We start from the raw sequence: 18,926 nt of genomic DNA on the forward strand, positions 1-18,926 counted from the left end.
AATAGCTTCAAACTAGTAGCTAACAACCTAACAGCTAATACCTATGAAAAACCTGCTTACCCTACTTCTCTGCCTCTCCCTGGTCGGCTACGCCCAGGCGCAGGAGCACTTTGGCAAGAAAATCAGCGACAGCGGAGCCGTTACGGCCGCTGCTTTACCCACTAAAATGGGTACTAAAGAAGCAATGAAAACGAAAGTAACGGGTACTGTTGAGTCGGTATGCCAGGCCAAGGGCTGCTGGATGAAGGTAAAGATGGACAACGGCGAAAGCATGCGCGTGACCTTTAAAGACTACGGTTTTTTTGTACCCAAAGACATTGCTGGTAAAACAGTGGTATTTGAAGGAGAAGCCAAAAAGAGCGTAACGCCGGTTTCGGAGCTACGCCACTACGCCGAAGACGCCGGCAAGAGCAAGGAAGAAATTGCCAAGATCACCGAGCCCAAAAATGAACTGGCTTTTGTGGCCGATGGGGTGATTGTGAAGTAACTACCTCATCGCGGCGGCGGACCGTCCCAACCCTTCTCCTTCAAGGAGAAGGGCTATAAGAGAAGTACAGGCTCCCCTTCTCCTTTGAGGAGAAGGGGCCGGGGGATGAGGTTACCTCCACCACGCCTTATCCGGCAGTGGCTGCCCCAGTACTACCGGTTCGCCAATCTGCGGAGTAGCTATGGGGAGCCCTACTTCATGCGCCCGCTTCGTCACCCGCTCAATGGGCTCCGTCCAGGGGTGCAGGGCCAGCGTGAATTTCCCCCAGTGTACCGGTAGCAGTACCTTGGCCCGTAGCTCCTGCGCGGCTTGTACCGTTTCTTCGGGCATCATGTGGATGTACTTCCAATAAGCGTTGTACTGACCGTTTTCCAGGATGGCCAGGTCAAAGGGACCGTGCTTCTCCCCTATCTCTTTAAAGTGCTTATCATAGCCCGAGTCGCCGCCGACGTAGATTTTATGCTGCGGAGCTTCCAGAATGAAGGAGGACCAAAGCGTTTGATTCCGCTTGAATTTTCGGCCGGAGAAGTGCCGCGCTGGTGCCGAAATAATCCATAGCGAATCATCCAGCTGCTTTTCCTCGTTCCAGTCCAGCTCGGTTAGTTTTTCAGCCGGGTACCCCCAGTGCTCCAGGTGCGCCCCCACGCCCAGTCCCGTTACTACCTGTTTTACCTTAGACAGTAGCTTCACTAGTGTAGAGTGGTCGAGGTGGTCATAGTGGTCGTGGGTCAGCAGCAGCAGGTCTATGTCCGGAAAGTCTTCCACCGAGTACACATTGCTGCCGGGGTAGTTTTTGCCGAAGAATTGGACCGGCGAAGCGTAGCCGCTCAGTACCGGATCTACCAGGATATTCTTACCAGCCAGCCGGATAAAGTAGGACGAGTGCCCCAGCCACACCACTGTCGGCTGCTCAGACTCTATGTTTTTTAGATTTGTACTAACCGAGGGTAGTGAATCCAGCGGCTCTTTTCCCTCCACTTTCTTCATGTAGCTTTTCAGGATGTCCCAGTAAGTAACGCCTTCGGCCAGGTCGGGCGTGGGGCTTTGGTTCTGGAAGGCGCCGTCGCGGTAGTTGGGAGATTTTTGAATGCGTTCGAGGCGCGCGCCGGAAGGCGCTTTTCCAAATTGTTTCTGCTGCATGAAAAGGAGGACAACTAGTGTGAGTACAAGAGCAGTGCCCAAAAGGCCTGCTACAATTTTTATAAGTAAACGCATTGATAAGGTTAATAAATTATAACCACAGAGGCTTATAGAATTACATGAACGGAGTACTCCCCTTTGCTCTTACTCTTAACTTAATTAAGCTCATCTATGGCCTTAGTATATAGGCGCCAAGCCCTTTACTAGCAAAGGCTCGTGGGGACACTAGCCATGGTAAGGAACATAGGCCTACAGTAAAGGAAAGCTAAAAGCTAACGGCTTACAGCTAACACCTATTTGCTCCCTACAACCTACTCAATAACTCCCCCGCCCGCTTTAACGTTTCATCATCCTTGGCAAAACAGAAACGAAGTACCTTATAGTCGTTCTTCTGGTTATAGAATACCGACACCGGTATGGACGCTACACCAATCTCCTTCGTCCACCGCACCGCCAGATCGTAATCATATTCCTGCGTCATATCGCCGTAGTATACCGTCTGGAAGAAGGTACCCTGTGAAGGCGTAAACTGGAATCGGGAATCCTTGATGGCTTCCAGAAAAAGGTCACGCTTGCGCTGGTAAAAATCGGAAAGTTCGAGGTAGTACTCCGGCTTTTTCAGAAAATCGGCCAGGGCGTACTGCATGGGCGTCATGGTACTGAATGTCACGAACTGGTGTATTTTCCGAAACTCTGCCGACAGTTCCTTCGGTGCCAGACAGTACCCGATTTTCCAGCCCGTCACGTGGTAGGTCTTGCCAAACGAGCCGCAGATAAACGTCCGCTCCTGCAGTACCGGATGCGATAGGAGCGACTGGTGCCGCTGCCCGTCAAACACAATATGCTCGTACACCTCATCGCTCACCAGCAGTATATCCGTTCCCCGCACCAGGGCCTCCAACTGGTCCAAATCCTCCCGCGTCAGTACCTTTCCGATGGGGTTGTGGGGCGTATTAATCATGATCAACCGGGTCTTATCAGTCACTTTCTGCCGTACCTCCTCCCAGTCGATCTGGTACCCATTGGCGGGCGTGAGGGTAATATATACCGGTACGCCGCCGCTCAGCTCAATGGCCGGCACGTAGCTGTCGTAGGCCGGTTCAAATACTAGTACTTCGTCGCCCGGCCGCACCACCGCCGTCACCGCCGCGTAGATCGCCTCCGTCGCCCCCGACACAATGGTCACCTCCTGCTCGGGGTGGTAGGCCAGGCCGTAGTGGTCGTAGGTTTTCTGCGCCAGCGACTCCCGCAACGCCGGTACCCCGCTCATGGGCGCGTACTGGTTGAAACCCTTTTTCATGTATTGGTTCACCAGCTCCACCAGCTCCGGCGAGCAGTCAAAGCTCGGAAAGCCCTGTGATAGATTCAGCGCCCCCACATCCGCCGCCAGTTTGGACATGACCGTAAAGATAGTGGTACCTACATTAGGGAGTTTGGACTGGAGCCGGAGCGCGGACTGAGTTGGCATGTTCGGGTTGATTAAGGTACTTGTACGGAAAGCGAAGATAGGGAAAAGTAAAGTCAATTATTGATTACTCCATCCACCACCAAATACAGCATGATTTATTGATAAGGCTCTTTCCGAAACAGCAACAGACCGGTGCGCCCATCAAAGGCGAAGTCGACTTCGTACCCCTCGGCCGATATCCCTTTGCGGATAAAAGATACCATCCGCTCTTCGTCTTCCACTAAAAGTACTTTCATGAAACACCATGGGTTGCGTATACGCCTTTGCTGATAATAGCTTAAGCAGGTACTACCAGGGGTTGTTTTACTCCGAAGAGCCTGAGGCCACTTTAGCTCCGCTCGTACCTGGTCAGTCTGCAAAGATACTCAAGATTACATTTTTGGTGGGAGGCATTTATTATGAAAAACCAAACTGCTATCTTACCTCTTGAATTAGGCCGTACTTACCCCCAAACTAGCATACAATGACCGCAGAAAGCCAGAACGTCGAATGGAAGAGCTCCTGGCACAATGACTACCTGAAATGGATATGTGGCTTTGCCAATGCTCATGGTGGTACGATCTATATCGGTAAAAATGATGAGGGACAGACCGTAGGCCTACCTGACGCAAGAGAACTTTTGGAAACCCTGCCTACAAAGATCAGGGATGTGCTGGGCATAGTTTGTGATGTAAACCTGCAAAGTGAGAATGGATTGAATTTTATTGAAATCATTACCAAACCGTATTCCGTCCCGGTCTCACTGAGGGGCCGGTACTACTACCGTTCCGGAAGTACTAAGGTAGAGTTGACAGGAAACGAACTTAATGATTTCCTGCTCCGAAAAACGGGCAAAACCTGGGATGATGTAGTGGAAGAAAGTGCCACCCTGGCGGATATTGATGAAACGAGTATCAGACAATTCCTTTACGATGCCGGAACAAGTGGCCGGATGCCGGATGTGAGCGGCTTATCAACTTTGGAAATACTGGATAAGCTGCGGCTTGTCCAGGGCGATAAGATTAAACGAGCAGCAATTATACTCTTTGGCAAAGATCCGAATAGGTTCTACCCAAATGTACTGGTCAAGATAGGCCGCTTCACGGGCAAGGATGAAGATCTGACGTTTCAGGAAGTCGAAGAAGGCAACTTAATCCAGCTATTCCGGACTATTCCGGAGCAGCTCAACCGAAAGTTTCTCACCAGACAGATTGACTTTATGGGCTTGCAGCGCGTCGAACGGGGAGAATATCCGGTAGCAGCCATTCGGGAGATGTTACTCAATGCGCTGGTCCACCGCAACTACATGGGAAGCTCCGTTCAGCTACGTGTATATGACCACAAGCTTACCCTCTGGAATGAAGGCAGCCTGCCCGAAGGCCTGGACGCTGAGGCCCTAAAAAGAACCCACAGCTCCCGTCCCCGCAACCTCATCATTGCCGATGCATGCTTCAAAGCGGGTTATATTGACACATGGGGCCGGGGTACCCTAAAGATTTATAACTCCTGTAAGGAAGCAGGTCTACCCGAGCCCGCAATACAACCCATGGATGGGGGTGTGCTGGTGTCGCTTTACAAGGACCACCTCAATGAGGAACAACTAAAAAAGCTCGGCTTGAATGAGCGGCAAATAAAGGCAGTGCAGTTTGTAAAGGAGAATCAGAAGATTACTAATGCTGAATTTCAGAGGTTATTCGATGTCGGTAGAAGTACTGCAACAAGGGATTTAAAAGAGTTAGTCGAAAAAGGTGTTTTCAAACATCCTAAAATAAAAGGAGCAGGTGCCTTTTATGAATTTTGAATTGCGCCATAATTGCGCCAATTGCGCCATAATGGGGTCACAAAAGAGCAACCTAACTCGGGCGAGCAGTCGAAGCTAGGATAGCCCTGCGAAAGGTCAAGCGCCCTTGTATCCGCCGCCAGTTTGAAGATAACCAGAAAATGCTGGTACTTACTTGTGGGAGTTCAGATCTTTAAGAAAATGATGCCTGTTTAAAGCCCAAGCATCTTTTTACCTAATTTATTTATGCAGAAAGTATAACATAAAAAGTGCAACAATTAATTGTAAAAGTTCAAATAAATACAAAAACTACTGCAAAACTTGCGTATATTTATGAGTTGGCAGTAATTTTTTGGTGACGCCGTTTCCAATTCAAAGTATAGACACAAACCTCATGACAGATTGGTATAGACGTAAATCATGGACACAAACTGACCAAGAAGAATTCTTCAAAAAACTTAATAGGGCAAGGAAAGATGGTCGAGCCCAATACTTAAAAGTCCAGGCTATTGAATTAGTTCAAACCGAAGACAAAGACCTTTTGAAAGTTGCGGAAGATTTATTGAATAAAATGTTGACCGAATATCCCGAGGACAACTTCAATAAAGGTTCCGCCCTGCATACTTTGGGGGACATTTACAAGCTTCGTGACAATTATAAAAAGGCAATTGATTACTATAAGCAAGCAGTAGATTTTGAGAAATTTTATCCGAACGTGATAACTCAAGCTTTCTTGAACTATTCGGAGTTAATCGTCAAAACGGGTGACATAGCATCATTTGATGAAGTTGAACAAATATTGCGACAGCGACAAGAAGGGCTAATGTTTCCAATAGAGAAATACAAAGTGAACTCGCTTCTATCAATCATTTGCAAGCACAAAAACAATTCCGACGAAGCAAAGCGTTTAGCTGACTTAGCAGAACACAGTGCAAATGTCGAGACTTCAGGACTTCGATACCACAAGTATTTGGGGGTAGTGAAAGACCGTGACAATTGGTTGGACAAACAAGTTCAGGGTGACTAAAACTACTGCCAACAAGGGTATTTGCAATAGCAGGGCGGAAAGTTGTAAACTTCGGCTGCCGTTCGCTGTTGTGCCACATATCCGGGCTGGACTTAATCTATTTGGCTATTGAACATATTTTGTACATTAGTTTTTCAATCGGCATTTGTTTCGGCGGACGGAACTCGGAAGCCCCTGCCATCGCAAATACCTAACGTTATAGGCATCTATTTTCCCTAACGCCTCTCTTACCACCACCACAGCGTCCGAAGTACCTCACCCCTTTGGCTTCCGCCAATCAAGATTCTGCAACAGAAACACCCGCGCCGTGTGCAGGTTGCGGTACCGGTTACCGGCGGAGAGCTGCTGAAATACATTCATGTAGCCCGTCTGTAGCGTAGTGTGGCGCCCCAGCTGGTAACCCAGCCCGACAAAGAAGCGGTTCTGGTCGAAGTAGTTGTAGACGACCTTGCGGCCAATGTTGAGGTGGACCTCGTCGTTGAGTACCAGCGACAGGCCGCCGGGGGTAAAGCCTTTTTTGGTAAGGGGAAAAGCCGCCAGCAGGTTGTAGCGGACGCGGGTACCGTAGGTATAGCCGTCGGCCAGTTCGCTGTCGTTCAGGATGCGACGGCGGTAGCGTTCTTCTAGCCTAATCCACTGCGTGAGGCGGCTTTTGGGGCCGTTGTTGTGCCACTGGATCTGCTGCCAGGGCCGGTGCTCGGGCTGGGAAATGTGGGCGTGGCCTTCGGCCGGAAAATGGTTGATAAAGGCGTAGCCCGCCGTGAGTTTGGTGTGGTCGTTGAGGTAGTACATCAGCCCAACCCGCACAATGCTGCTCGATAGACCACTGACCAGGTCCTCTTTGGTCCGCAGGTGTACATCCGTCCAGAGTCCCCACTGGTCCGAGAGGCGGGCCTGGGCCAGGTACGCGGTCCAGAGCTGGGTGCTTTCGTTGATTTGCTTTACGGGTTGGGCCATTACGGCCACCGAAAAAAGTAGCAGGGACAGGATAGTAAGTGCTTGTTTCTTCATAAAATCTAGTTTTTACGTGGTTTCGCGGATTACTTTCCGCTAAGTACCTGACAAATTAGCGGTACTTTACTGCTATTTCCAAATAGGGACCGGAGAGGGGAGGGACCCGAATCCTCCTGACAAGTCTTGCGGACCTGCGCCTCGCCACTCAGCCACCCGGTTGGAGAGTCTGTAAGTACCCGAGTCAGAAAGGTACCTGGTCACAATTTGTAGGTAATGGGTTAGAAATTGTACCGCAGGGTAGTACCGAAGGTCCGCTGGTCGCCCAGTACCGCCGCGTAGTGACCCGCACTACCGGCCGCCGGCAGGAGCTGTTCAAAATAATCCTGATTCAGCAGATTACGGGACCACAGCAGAATAGACACCCCATTGGAGGCCCGGAACCCCACCCGACCGTTCACCAGCGCGTAACCGTCTATGTTCAGGTACTTGGACGGTGAGGCGCTCGACGAAAACGAGGAGCGGTAGTAGGTATCCAGCGCCAGGAAGTACCGGCCTTTCAGGCTAATCATTTTTCCGGCTCCCGACACCTCACCCCCCAGGGAACCGGCCCATTTGGAAATACCGGGCAGGGCGCTACCCGAAATATCCTTGTAGGCTGATTCGCCCCCCACTTCCTCGAGAGGGACCGGCGCGTTGGTGAAGGAGAGGTACTTGCCGTCGGTGTAGGCCAGCGCTCCGTTGAAGGAGAAATTAGAATTGACCCGGATGTTTCCGTCCAGCTCCACCCCAAGTACCCGCACCCGCTCGGCGTTGGCCAGGTACCCCCGGTTAACGCCCACCTCGGCGGTTTGCACCTGCGTCTGGTAATCCTTTATATCCGTGTTGTGTACCACCAGGTTCAGGGTAGACTGGGCCGAGGGGCGGGTCTTGATACCGGCCTCAAAGTGTGTTACGTACTCAGGTTTGACCCGCGCCAGGTCTGTTAGTACCTGTCCGTTGGCCGTTGGCAGTCCGCCCAGATTTACCCCCACCGGCTTGTAGCTGTTGGAGTAGGTGGCGAAGGTATTGAACTGACCGGAAGCTTTGTAGGCTACGGTCAACTGGCCCGAGAAGTTGTTTTCCCTCACGTTGGCATTAAAAGCCTGGTTGGTATACACCGCGTTCTTGATAGCCAGCAGGGCCGGATCGGTGGTTGGCAGGCCACCGTAGGTTTCGCGTTTGTAATCCACATCCTTCTGGTCGTAGTTGAAGCGTATACCCGGCAGCAGGTGAAGTTTGTCGGTAAGGGCCCAGTCCAATTGACCAAATACCGCCCCTCCGAAAGACTGCAGCCGGGAGGTAGTCCGGATGCCGTAGCCGTCCAGCAGCCCCGGTGTCTGCCAGAGCGGGCTCGTCGAACTTTGCGCAAACCGCCACTGAGCCGCGCCCGCTTCCTCGGTATGGTACGGAGCAGTTTTGAGGTCCTGACCGATAGCAAACATCCCTGCTACCCCGCTAAGGCGTGAGGAAAAGAGACCCGCGTACCGAATCTCCTGCGTCCACTGCTCGTGCCGCGAAGGAGCCTGGGAAAGCTTCAGTACCGGTAAGCTGGTGTAGTCGCGGTCGTTGGAAGGGTCCCAGTTCCAGTACCGCCAGGCCGAGGTGGAGGTCAGGGTACCCGAGCCCAGTTTTATCTCGGCGTTGAGGGAAAGTCCGCCCAGCTGGTTATTGGACCGCCAGGGCGTGTCGTGGTCAATGATACGATCGAAGGGATTGGAACTCGGCAACGTATAGCCCAGGTCAGCTGTGATCGCATTGAACTGCCGGTAAGCGACCCGTTTGGTAGGTACTACCCCGGCAATTACCTGGGCGTAGCCGTTAGGCTTCTGGCTCGACGCATCGCCAATCAGTGTTACTTTGATGTAATCCGTTGGGTTATACAGCAGCTGGCCCCGGAAGCCGAGGTTGTTCAGGTCGTTCACGTGGTTCTGGGTGCGGACGTTGTACAATAAGCCGTCGCGCTGGGTACCGGAGAAAGAGGCCCGGGCGGCCAGTTTCTTACTGATAGGTCCGGTCAGGGAGGCCTTGGCCTGTATGTACCCGAAATTACCGTAGCTGATCTCAAAGCTGGCCCCCGGATCAAAGCTCGGGGCGCGGGTGGTAATGTTAAAAGCCCCGGCCGTCGTATTCTTTCCGAAGAGGGTACCTTGTGGTCCGCGCAGTACCTCCACCTGCTCAATGTCGACGAAGTCGAGGGCGGCGGCGGCGGGGCGGGCAAAGTACACGCCGTCTACGTAGAAACCCACACCCGGATCAATTCCGTCGTTGGTCAGGCCGAAGGTGGAGCCCAGGCCCCGAATGTTAAGGGTCGTATTGCGCGGATTGGACGAGTATAGCTGCACCGTAGGTACCAGTTCCTTCAGGCGGTTGACATTGAACGCGCCAGCGTCTTCGGCCGTGACCCCGCGTATCACCGAAATCGGGATAGGTACGTCCTGGGCCGACTCCTGCCGCCGCCGCGACGTAATCACTACGTCCGAGAGCTGGCTGGTATTTTCGTCCAGTTTGATTTCTACCTTGCTATCGTTGATCACTACTTCCTTCTTTAGGTACCCAACGTAGGTTACAACCAGCGTAAAGGGTAGCTTTTGTCCGGTAATCAGGGCAAACTCCCCGTTGACATTGGTGGTAGCGCCGTTGGTGGTACCTTTAATAGCTACGGTGGCCCCCATCAGGGCTTCGCTGGTGCGGGCATCCACTACTTTGCCCGAAACCGTGGCGTTAATGATTGGGGTACCCTGGGCGGATGCAAAAAAGGGAATGAAGAGGGTTCCCAAAAATATAGAAAGAGTTGTAATGAGTTTCATATAATTGACTTGTTGTATGGCCCGAATAGAATTATTTGCATTTCGCTTCTTGCCTGAAAACTCGCCTGTCAGGAGAGATTCTCTGGTCCGTTGACTTGCCTGGCTTCATGGACAGCAGCAACAGCAGGGGCTTAGGAACAACTTAACCGGGATCATACGCTGATTTCAGATGGTAAGAAATGATGGGACAAATGTAGTTACTCTATAAAATCTACCAAATTTATAGAGTATTAAATTTCAAGAAATTTAAAAATTCATATTCAGGTACCAGAAAGTCTTTTTGAAGTACCACCAAAGCAGCCGGACAGCTACTTTATGGGCCAGAACGGCGAACGCAGACGCTTGCCTTTGAAGATAGAGTCACGGGCTTCGAAGTAAAAAGCGGGATAGATCAACACCCGGACGCGGTAGTAGACACCATCCAGATTGCGTACAGCCTGATGCTTCCTTAGCTCCCAATGGTAGCCGGTCTGCAGGCCGAGTCCCACCCAACGGGTAACCTTCCATTCAACATAGCCTCCTGCCCGCACCGGCAAAAGCGTATAGCGACTATCCGGGAGCTTAGCAGTACTTGCATCCAGCGCAAACTGCCGGATCACCGCCTGCCCCACTCCCAGCTCAATGGGAATGCTTACTTTCCACTGACGAGCATTGATGAGACTATGCCAGTACCCGGCTATGATATAACGGGGATAGGTATAGGAATAGGTAGTCTGTCCGGTCAGGAGGGCCTGCTCCCGTATTCCGTAGTTGTAATGGCGGATACCCCTGGGACTAAAGAAGTAGTACCCCAGCGTCACCTCATGCTTCTTCGGCCCCCATATCCGGCCTATGCTTCCCCCCCAGGCATTGATTATGTCCGGCCCGACGAGCAAATACCGGTTATCCAGGTGTGCGGCCCATCTACCGGAAGTATCCTTTCTCAGGGAGTCAGCTGGTACCTGAGTGATACCAGCAATCAGGAAACTTACAAGTATGGACGTAAAGGGAACCATTTTCCGGGTTAGTAGACGTATCTAACCCGTAGGTAACAGGAAATGTTTGCTTGGGGCTGCCTGCCTGGGGCTGCTCCTGCTGGTTTATTCGGAGGGTGAGGGTTCTGCGGGGGCAGCGCCTTTCCTGGCATGAAAGGGGGAGTGTAATGGCTTTTCCTGAAAATGAAATGCGGGTGTCCAGATGAAACACCCGGCGAATGGTGGAATCAGGTACTTCGGCCGTTACTTCTCCCGTGAGCAGGAGCAGCAGCACCACCAGGTTGCTTTTACAGTTCTTCATGAAGCCAGGACCGGGCAAAAAAAAAGGGTACACCCCAAAAACTTTACGTTCCAGAGTGTACCTTACGATTAGGGGAGGTTTTACGGTATTAAAGTCTATTATATTGGTTGTAATCGGCGTTTATCGGCTGCCCAATCAACGATTTATTACGAAAATGTCCTTGGGCAAATCTTTACGCTGCATATCAAATGTCTTTCCAATCAGGCGGTGCCCTTTATAAATAAGTGCTTCTATCTGACCGTTTTTTGCCATATTCAGGGACAATTCAAAACGGGTACGCTGGGTGGGATGTACAAAAGTTCCTTCCCAATTGCCTTTCTGGTACTGAACCCCATCCATCACTACCTGATTAAGATAGGGTATATACCTTTTATCAGTCACGCCAATAATACGGCCCGTGTACTGCGAAGAAGGCCCCCGGCTGATTTCAATATAAGCCTTTTTGTAGGGAAAGTACCATACTCCTACCAGATTGTCAACGGAAGTGGCCGCCTCGGTAGCCGGTACTGAAAGCCCCAAAACAAGGAACATTAAACCTAAAATGCTTACCTTACTAATTCCAATTCTTCGTTTCATCTTCACCATTTAATAATAAGGTATTTGAAATACTACCTCTACTACTACAATGATTTGTAACAGCAAAGTTCAATATAGTATATTAGAAGTACGTTAGAAAAGGATTAAAAGATGATTAAATTTGAAATAGGCGGCGAAATAAGGGGCAATACAGGAATTTGTACAGACCTTTCATGCCCCAATTGAGCGCCTCAATCCAGTTAACTCCTCAGCACCGGAAGAAGATATTGCCTGGTCGCCTACTCCACCGTTCTGCAAGGTACTGGTGGTTTGCAAAGCAGACTTACCTGATGGATATAGTGCTCGCTTCGTGAGTAGAAATCACCGCTTTACGTATCTATATTAAAAAAGTGCGTCAGGTTGTGAGGAGGGAGCGGAGACGCTGCCCAAAAATTTTAATCTATGCTGTTACGTACCTTACTTGGTGTAAGTATAGCCCTTTGGATGGCGGCCTGCTCCTCGCTGGATCTTCCCGCGGAGGTAGAGCAGGCCATGGTCGAAGCACCCGAAGAGGTAGACTACAACCTGCACGTAAAGCCGATCCTGTCGGACAAGTGCTTTGCCTGCCACGGCCCCGACCAGAAAAAGCAGAAAGGCGACCTGCGTCTGGATGCGGCCCACTTTGCCTACGAAAAAAGGTCCGAAAGCGGCCGCAGGGCCATTAGTCCCGGAAAAGCCGCTGGAAGCGAACTGGTCTACCGCATCCTGAGTACCGATCCGGAGTTGCTGATGCCCTCTCCCGAATCGCACCTGACGCTTACTCCCGTTGAAAAAGCTACGCTCATAAAATGGATCGAGCAGGGTGCCGAATACAAGCCGCACTGGGCGTTTGTGGCGCCCCAAAAGCCGGAGGTACCCAAGGTAAAGAACAAGGAGTGGGCAAAGAATGAAATTGACTACTTTGTGCTGAACCGGCTGGAAAAGGAAGGATTGCAACCTTCGCCCGAGGCCGATCGCGAAACCCTTATCCGTCGCGTCAGCTTTGACCTGACGGGCCTGCCGCCTACGCTTAAAGATATTGATGCTTTTGTGCGGGACCGCTCACCCAAAGCCTACGAGCGCATGGTAGATAAGTACCTGGCTTCGCCCCACTACGGCGAACGCATGGCCGCCTACTGGCTGGACCTGGCCCGCTTTGCCGACAGCCACGGCTATCTCGATGACAAGCACCGCAATATGTCGCCCTGGCGCGACTGGGTGATCTCGGCCTTCAACCGCAACCTCCCCTTTGATAAATTCGTTAGCTGGCAGCTGGCCGGCGACCTGTTGCCGAACGCGACGCAGGAGCAGGTACTGGCGACGGGCTTTAACCGGAATCAGAAGCAGAATACGGAAGCGGGGATCATTGAGGAAGAGTACCGCGTGGAATACGTCACCGACCGCACCAACACCCTCGGCAAAGCTTTTCTGGGTATGACGGTCGAGTGCGCCCGCTGCCACGACCACAAGTACGACCCCATCAGCCAGAAAGACTACTACTCGCTGTTCGCGTTTTTTAACAGTACCTTCGAGAGCGGTAGCTCCAACTACGGCGGCGATGATATAGTACCCGGCCCTACCCTGCTGCTCACGAAGCCGGAGAACGACCACAGGATTGCGCAGCTGAAAGCCCTGATAGCCCGGGAAGAGAAGGTACTTTCAGGTACTCCAAAACCAGAAACACCCCGGCCGGAGGCAACCCTCGCCCAGAAGCTGGTGGCCTACCTCCCGTTTGATCAGCTGGTACAGAAAAAGGTTAGCAAGGACGGCAAAACCAAAGAAGTACAGCAGTTTGTGAACCTGGCTGATCTGGCTACTCCGGCTGAGGCCAGTTTCATGGAAGCCGGAGAGGGTGTACTGGGAAAATCGTTTAAGCTAAACGCCGAAACCCGCCTGAATCTGCCGCCTAATAAAGTAGGGTACTTTGAGCGGTATGAACCCTTCGCGGTTTCTTTTTGGGTGAAAGTACCTCAACGATACGACAAGGCCACGCTCTTTTACCATACCGACACCTGGCGCTATGGGAATCAAGGGTATGACATGATCCTGAAGGACAATAAAGTCAACTTCCGGCTCATGCACGCTTTCCCGCACGACGCCATCAGTGTCATCAGTACTACGGCCCTGCAACCCGACCGCTGGTACCACGTAGCCGCCAGCTACGACGGATCGAGCCGGGCCGCGGGCATGAGCCTGTACCTCAACGGAAAAAAAGCAGCAACCACCACCGAGTACGACCACCTGGTTAAGAATATCCGTCAGACGGCCCACGTTCAGAAATCGAGCCGGTTCAATGGCCTGCGCATGGGCTACCGCGAACTGAATCGCTCCCTGCCCGGCGGTGAAGTGGACGAATTTATGCTGTTTGATGGGGAGCTATCGGCGCAGGAGGTAGAGTACCTGTTTGCCAAAATGGAGCCTAAACCGCTCCCGCCCGCCCAACGGAAGAAGTACGCCGAAGCACGCGAAACCCCATTATTTACCCTAAGGCAGCAGTTGGCTACGGAACTGGATTCTATCCCCGAAGTGATGGTGATGGGTGACCTGCCCCAGCCCCGGCCTACCCATGTGCTAAAGCGGGGTGTATACGACAGCTACGGCGAACGGGTCAATCCGGCTACCCCCGCTACCCTCCTGCCCTTCCCCAAAAACCTGCCCCAAAACCGGCTGGGACTGGCTCAATGGCTCTTCCTGCCCGAGCACCCGCTGACGGCCCGCGTGGCGGTGAACCGTTTCTGGGAGTTTTATTTTGGAAGGGGGCTGGTCAATACGACGGATGATTTTGGTAATCAGGGCGAGTTGCCCACGCATCCGGAGCTACTGGACTACCTCGCTGTCTCATTTATACAGGGTTCAGGTACTTCACCCGCCTGGGATATGAAAGCCCTGCAGAAAAAGATACTGCTGTCGGCTACGTACCGGCAAAGCTCGCGCATCACCCCCGAACACCTAACCAAAGACCCGCAGAACAGGTGGCTGGCCCGGGCGGCGCGGTACCGGATGCCGGCCGAGATGATCCGGGACCAGGCGCTGGCCGCCAGTGGACTGCTGGTCAAAAAAATTGGTGGTAAAAGTACCTATCCCTACCAGCCCGCGGGCCTCTGGGATGCGCTCAGTGACAAAGCTTGGCGGTACCAGTACTTTGAGGCGCCGGGGGAAGGCCTGTACCGTCGCAGTATCTATACCGTCTGGAAACGTACCTCGCCGCCGCCCTCCATGCTCATTTTTGACGCGCCCGACCGCAACTTCTGTACCGTGAAGCGCGTCCGGTCCAGTTCGCCCCTGCAGGCGCTGGTGCTGCTGAACGACCCGCAGTTTGTGGAGGCCGCGCGGTTCGTAGCGCTGCGGATGCAGCAGGAATGTAGCCCCACGCTCGACGAACGCTTGCGCCACGGCTATCGATTATTAACGGGCCGCGTGCCCAACGTCAGAGAACTACAGGTACTCAACCGGATGTACCAGGCAGAGTACGAGGTACTGAACAAAAATCCGCAAAAGGTACTTCAGGAATTGGCAGTGGGCTACGAAAGGGTACCTGACCCCTACGCTACGACCGAAACCGCCGCCCTGGCGCGGGTGGCGGCCGCCATTATGAATACGGACGAATACATGACCCGAAAATAACCATGAACGAGATACAGCAACTGCTTCTTAACCAGCAACGCCGCGACTTCCTGCGGGGGAGTGTACTCGGCCTCGGTAGTGTCGCACTGGGCTCCCTGATGGGCTGTCGGAACGAAAAAAAGGTCTACCTTGCTGCGCCCAAATCTGCTCAGGTACCCGAAGAAAACCAGCCCCTGGGCAACCCGCACTTCGCCCCCCGGGCCAAGCGGGTCATCTACCTCTTCCAGAGTGGCGGCCCTTCGCAGATGGAACTGTTTGAGTACAAGCCCAGGCTCACCGAGATGCACGGACAGGAAATACCTCCCTCGGTGATGGGTACTAACCGCATCTCGGGCATGGTGACCAACCAGTACAGCTTTCCGCTGGCCCAGCCCGCTGCTACGTTTAGCCGCCGGGGTGCCAACGGTACCTACGTCAGCGACCTGCTGCCCTACACCGGACAGGTGGTGGATGATCTCTGTCTGGTGAAGTCGATGTACACGGAGCAGATCAACCACGAGCCGGCCATGGTTTTCATGCAAACGGGCAACCAGTTGAGCGGACGCCCGTGTATAGGGTCGTGGCTGAGCTACGGCCTGGGGAGCCTGAACGAAAACCTGCCGTCGTTCATCGTGATGCTCTCCAAGGGTGGCGGCGACCAGCCCATTAGCTCCTCGGCCTGGAGTAACGGCTTCCTGCCCTCCCACCATCAGGGGGTGCAGTTTATGTCGGGCAAAGATCCGGTGCTGTACCTGTCCTCGTCGGGTGGTACTGATAAGATGGATCGCCGCCGGGCGCTCGATTTTATTAAGGAGCTGAATCTACTGCAAAACGAAACCTGGCAGGACCCGGAGGTAGATTCCCGTCTCAACCAGTACGAGATGGCCTTCCGGATGCAGACGGCCGTACCGGGCGTGACCGACATTTCCGACGAGCCCCAACACGTACTGGATATGTACGGTCCGGACGTAAAAGTACCCGGCTCGTTTGCTTACAATTGCCTGCTGGCGCGGCGGCTGGCCGAGCGGGACGTTCGCTTCATCCAGCTCTACCACCTGGGCTGGGATCACCACGGGAGCCTCACCTCTGGCATCCGGCGTGCCACCCAGCAGACCGACCAACCCTCGGCGGCCCTGGTGCAGGACCTAAAACAGCGGGGCCTGCTGGACGACACGCTGGTCGTATGGGGCGGGGAGTTTGGCCGGACCAGCTTTTGCCAGGGTAAGCTCACACCCGAAGCCTTCGGCCGCGACCACCACCCGGGTGCCTTTACCATGTGGATGGCGGGCGGGGGCATAAAGCCGGGGCTGGTCTACGGCGAAACCGACGACTTCGCGCATAACGTTGTCAGAAATCCGGTACACGTGCACGACTTCCAGGCTACGCTGCTGCACCTGATGGGAATTGACCACGAGCAATTCATCTACAAAAGTCAGGGGCGCCGCTACCGCCTGACCGATGTGCACGGGCGCGTCATGCACGATCTGCTGGCCTGAGTGAAGAGTATAAATAAGTACCTAATCCAGGTGCCGCTTTCTGAACCGCAGCGGGATTTCTCCGGCTATTTTCTTAAAGGTTTTGTTGAAGTACGACAGGCTTTCAAAGCCGCTTTCGTAGCAGGCTTCGGTGACGTTGTGGTCGAGGAGCAGGAGTTGCCTGGCCTGGTTGATGCGGTACTGGTTCAGGAACTCCGTAAAGGTCATGCGGGTCAATTTCCTGAAGTACCTGCAGAAGGCCGCTTCGCTCAGGTTGGTTAGCCCGGCCACTTCTCTTAGCTCAATTTTTCGTTTGAAATTCTCTTCTATAAAAGCATACAGCCTCTTCATTCGCTGCTGCTCTTTCAGGTTGTAGTTGTACTCCACGGGCTGCGTGTTCAGCCTTGTAACCTCTTCTGTGGTAGCCAGCAGCTGAAATAGCTGCAACAATTCTATCAATTGTTCAAAAGGAGGCAGCGCTATGAGCTTTTTCAACCGCTCCCCTACTACCCGCTTGGTATCGCCGTGGAAGGAAAGACCGTGCCGGGCCTGCTCAAACAGCCGGTGTACCGCCCCGAGCTCAGGCGCAGCCAGGAAATCTTTGCCCAGAAAATCATCCTTCATCTGTACGATCACCTGCTCGCAGTCGGTCCGGACGCCGTAGTCGAAGTTAAGGTGCGGGATGTTGGGCCCCATAAACACCAGGTCGCTGCCCTGGTACCTGGATATATGACTACCGATGTGGCGCGTCCCGCTGGCCCCTTCGACGTACACTATTTCGTATTCCGGGTGAAAATGCCAGTAAAACTGGTCGTTCAGCCGGGGCGTCAGCAGCAGCCGGAACGAGCGGTCCTGGTCGGGAAGTACCTCTTCGAGTTTGACTTTCATGGTCTAAATTTCTCTATTCTGCACCTATTCTCCCTATCTGCTCACCCCGATTTGAAATCGGGTGTTGGGTCTGACTGCGTTTGAAACGCTATTAGATAACACCCTGATTACAAATCAGGGTGAGCCATCAGAGTCCCGGTTTAAAAGGCTGTTAGATACCACCCTCGCCTGATTTACAATCAGGGAGAGCGTTTTACTTCGATAATCGAAAATTTCTCTATTTTGCACCTATTTCCCCTACTATATTATAAAAAATATCAATATAGAACAAAAACGGGTATGTATTGGAGTAGAGCCGGGGCGAAGTAAACAGGTACCTTTGACTTAACTACTAGCAACCCTTAACACGACCAATATGAAAGCAGAAGAAAGAGGCACCATGGCTACTGGTATGGCTCCCACTATGGTACCCGACAACGCCCATCAGGATATCCCTGGTAACCCCTCCACGGCTATCAGCAGTCCTATTAAACTCAATGACCGCTCTAATGGGGTACCCCTTCGGGTACTTTCGGAGGAGGACTGGCAGTTCTGGGTACATAACGGCTACATTGTTATCAAGAATTCCGTACCCCGCGAGCAGGCCGAGCGGCTGGCCGGGCTTCTGTGGGAATTTGAAGAGAAAGACCCGAAGGACCCGGAAACCTGGTACGCGCCGCCCCGGGCCGAAATGAAAATGAAAGAACTGACCGGCAGCGGCATGGTCGAGATCTATAACCACCAGTACTTATGGGACAACCGGCAGATGCAGCGGGTCTACGATGCCTTTGTGGATATATGGGGCACCGAAAAGCTGTGGGTTACCATTGACCGCGCTAACCTGAACATGCCCATGCGCCCCGGCCACGAGTTCAAGGGCTTTATCCACTGGGACTACGATCCCGAAACCAAACCGCAGAACGTGCAGGGCGTACTGGCCCTGGCCGACCAGACCGACCCCGACATGGGTGGTTTCCAGTGTGTACCGGAGTTGTACCGTACCTATGATACCTGGAAGCTCACCCAGCCCGAAGACCGCAACCACTTCCAGCCGGACGTAACTGGCTTTGATGTTGTGAAAGTACCTCTGGAAGCAGGCGACCTGCTGATCTTTAATAGCACCGAGCCGCACGGCATCCGGCCCAACCGCAGTAAGGACAAGGTACGCATAGCGCAGTACATATCGATGATGCCCGCGCAGGAAGACAACGAGGCGCTGCGGCAGTGGCGTATAACCTCCTGGCGTGACCGCATTGCCCCCGAGGGCTACGCCTTCCCCGGCGATCCGCGCGGCTGGGAAAAGACCAGGTATCCCACCGCCGAACTGAGCCCGCTGGGACGGAAACTACTGGGGCTGGACCGCTGGTAAAGCGGCTGTTTCTTTTACCAATTGCTGGCGCTCAGGCCCGTTTTTTCCGGGTCCTAACCGCCAGCAATTTTTTATTTTCCTTCCTGATCAAAAGCTGTTGA

Annotated in this window: 15 protein-coding genes; 6 read left to right on the top strand and 9 right to left on the bottom strand. The window is 53.1% G+C overall.

Annotated elements, in window-relative coordinates:
- Positions 1 to 43: 43 nt before the first annotated feature.
- Positions 44 to 487, top strand: coding sequence for a DUF4920 domain-containing protein (locus VGN67_RS07915; RefSeq protein ID WP_327486261.1), 444 nt, complete (start codon positions 44 to 46; stop codon positions 485 to 487).
- Between the two features lie 111 nt (positions 488 to 598).
- On the opposite strand, the gene VGN67_RS07920 is transcribed toward VGN67_RS07915, so the two are convergent.
- The 3 genes from VGN67_RS07920 to VGN67_RS07930 form a co-directional block, all read right to left on the bottom strand.
- Complete coding sequence (locus VGN67_RS07920) at positions 599 to 1,627, bottom strand: MBL fold metallo-hydrolase (protein ID WP_327486262.1); 1,029 nt, start codon at positions 1,625 to 1,627, stop codon at positions 599 to 601.
- Between the two features lie 304 nt (positions 1,628 to 1,931).
- The gene (locus VGN67_RS07925; RefSeq protein WP_327486263.1) at positions 1,932 to 3,095 is read right to left on the bottom strand and encodes a methionine aminotransferase; all 1,164 of its coding nucleotides are present in this window, start codon (positions 3,093 to 3,095) and stop codon (positions 1,932 to 1,934) included.
- 95 nt (positions 3,096 to 3,190) lie between these two features.
- The gene (locus VGN67_RS07930) at positions 3,191 to 3,331 is read right to left on the bottom strand and encodes a hypothetical protein (protein ID WP_327486264.1); all 141 of its coding nucleotides are present in this window, start codon (positions 3,329 to 3,331) and stop codon (positions 3,191 to 3,193) included.
- A gap of 227 nt (positions 3,332 to 3,558) precedes the next feature.
- On the opposite strand from VGN67_RS07930, the gene VGN67_RS07935 reads away from it, so the two are divergent.
- Both VGN67_RS07935 and VGN67_RS07940 read left to right on the top strand, forming a co-directional pair.
- Positions 3,559 to 4,875 carry an ATP-binding protein gene (locus VGN67_RS07935; RefSeq protein WP_327486265.1) on the top strand — a complete coding sequence of 439 codons (1,317 nt, stop codon included), beginning with the start codon at positions 3,559 to 3,561 and terminating at the stop codon, positions 4,873 to 4,875.
- Between the two features lie 373 nt (positions 4,876 to 5,248).
- Complete coding sequence (locus tag VGN67_RS07940) at positions 5,249 to 5,881, top strand: tetratricopeptide repeat protein (protein WP_327486266.1); 633 nt, start codon at positions 5,249 to 5,251, stop codon at positions 5,879 to 5,881.
- Between the two features lie 255 nt (positions 5,882 to 6,136).
- Here the strand turns inward: VGN67_RS07940 and VGN67_RS07945 are convergent, their stop codons facing one another.
- The 5 genes from VGN67_RS07945 to VGN67_RS07965 all read right to left on the bottom strand — a co-directional run bounded on the left by VGN67_RS07945 (position 6,137) and on the right by VGN67_RS07965 (position 11,532).
- Positions 6,137 to 6,892, bottom strand: a complete 756-nt coding sequence (locus VGN67_RS07945; RefSeq protein WP_327486267.1) for a DUF2490 domain-containing protein — start codon at positions 6,890 to 6,892, stop codon at positions 6,137 to 6,139.
- 221 nt (positions 6,893 to 7,113) lie between these two features.
- The gene (locus VGN67_RS07950) at positions 7,114 to 9,681 is read right to left on the bottom strand and encodes a TonB-dependent receptor (RefSeq protein WP_327486268.1); all 2,568 of its coding nucleotides are present in this window, start codon (positions 9,679 to 9,681) and stop codon (positions 7,114 to 7,116) included.
- A gap of 308 nt (positions 9,682 to 9,989) precedes the next feature.
- Positions 9,990 to 10,676, bottom strand: coding sequence for a hypothetical protein (locus VGN67_RS07955; RefSeq protein WP_327486269.1), 687 nt, complete (start codon positions 10,674 to 10,676; stop codon positions 9,990 to 9,992).
- Positions 10,612 to 10,956, bottom strand: a complete 345-nt coding sequence (locus tag VGN67_RS07960; RefSeq protein ID WP_327486270.1) for a hypothetical protein — start codon at positions 10,954 to 10,956, stop codon at positions 10,612 to 10,614. Before VGN67_RS07960 ends, VGN67_RS07955 begins: the two co-directional genes overlap by 65 nt.
- A gap of 135 nt (positions 10,957 to 11,091) precedes the next feature.
- Positions 11,092 to 11,532 (bottom strand): hypothetical protein, encoded by a 441-nt coding sequence (locus tag VGN67_RS07965; protein WP_327486271.1) that lies wholly within the window; start codon positions 11,530 to 11,532, stop codon positions 11,092 to 11,094.
- A 402-nt stretch (positions 11,533 to 11,934) separates the two neighbouring features.
- Here VGN67_RS07965 and VGN67_RS07970 point away from each other — a divergent pair, with 402 nt between their 5' ends.
- Both VGN67_RS07970 and VGN67_RS07975 read left to right on the top strand, forming a co-directional pair.
- Positions 11,935 to 15,135: a DUF1553 domain-containing protein gene (locus VGN67_RS07970; RefSeq protein ID WP_327486272.1), complete on the top strand. Its 3,201-nt coding sequence runs from the start codon at positions 11,935 to 11,937 to the stop codon at positions 15,133 to 15,135.
- A 2-nt stretch (positions 15,136 to 15,137) separates the two neighbouring features.
- On the top strand, positions 15,138 to 16,610 hold the full coding sequence (locus VGN67_RS07975; RefSeq protein WP_327486273.1) for a DUF1501 domain-containing protein: 1,473 nt from the start codon (positions 15,138 to 15,140) through the stop codon (positions 16,608 to 16,610).
- A gap of 21 nt (positions 16,611 to 16,631) precedes the next feature.
- Here VGN67_RS07975 and VGN67_RS07980 read toward each other — a convergent pair whose 3' ends face one another.
- Entirely contained in the window at positions 16,632 to 17,477 is an 846-nt protein-coding gene (locus VGN67_RS07980) for an AraC family transcriptional regulator (protein ID WP_327486274.1), read from the bottom strand.
- A gap of 355 nt (positions 17,478 to 17,832) precedes the next feature.
- Here VGN67_RS07980 and VGN67_RS07985 point away from each other — a divergent pair, with 355 nt between their 5' ends.
- A complete protein-coding gene (locus tag VGN67_RS07985) occupies positions 17,833 to 18,825 on the top strand; it encodes a phytanoyl-CoA dioxygenase family protein (protein WP_327486275.1) in 993 nt (330 codons plus the stop codon).
- The last annotated feature ends 101 nt before the right edge of the window (positions 18,826 to 18,926 follow it).

The organism is Telluribacter sp. (genome assembly GCF_035998675.1).
Taxonomy (GTDB): Bacteria; Bacteroidota; Bacteroidia; order Cytophagales; family Spirosomataceae; genus Telluribacter.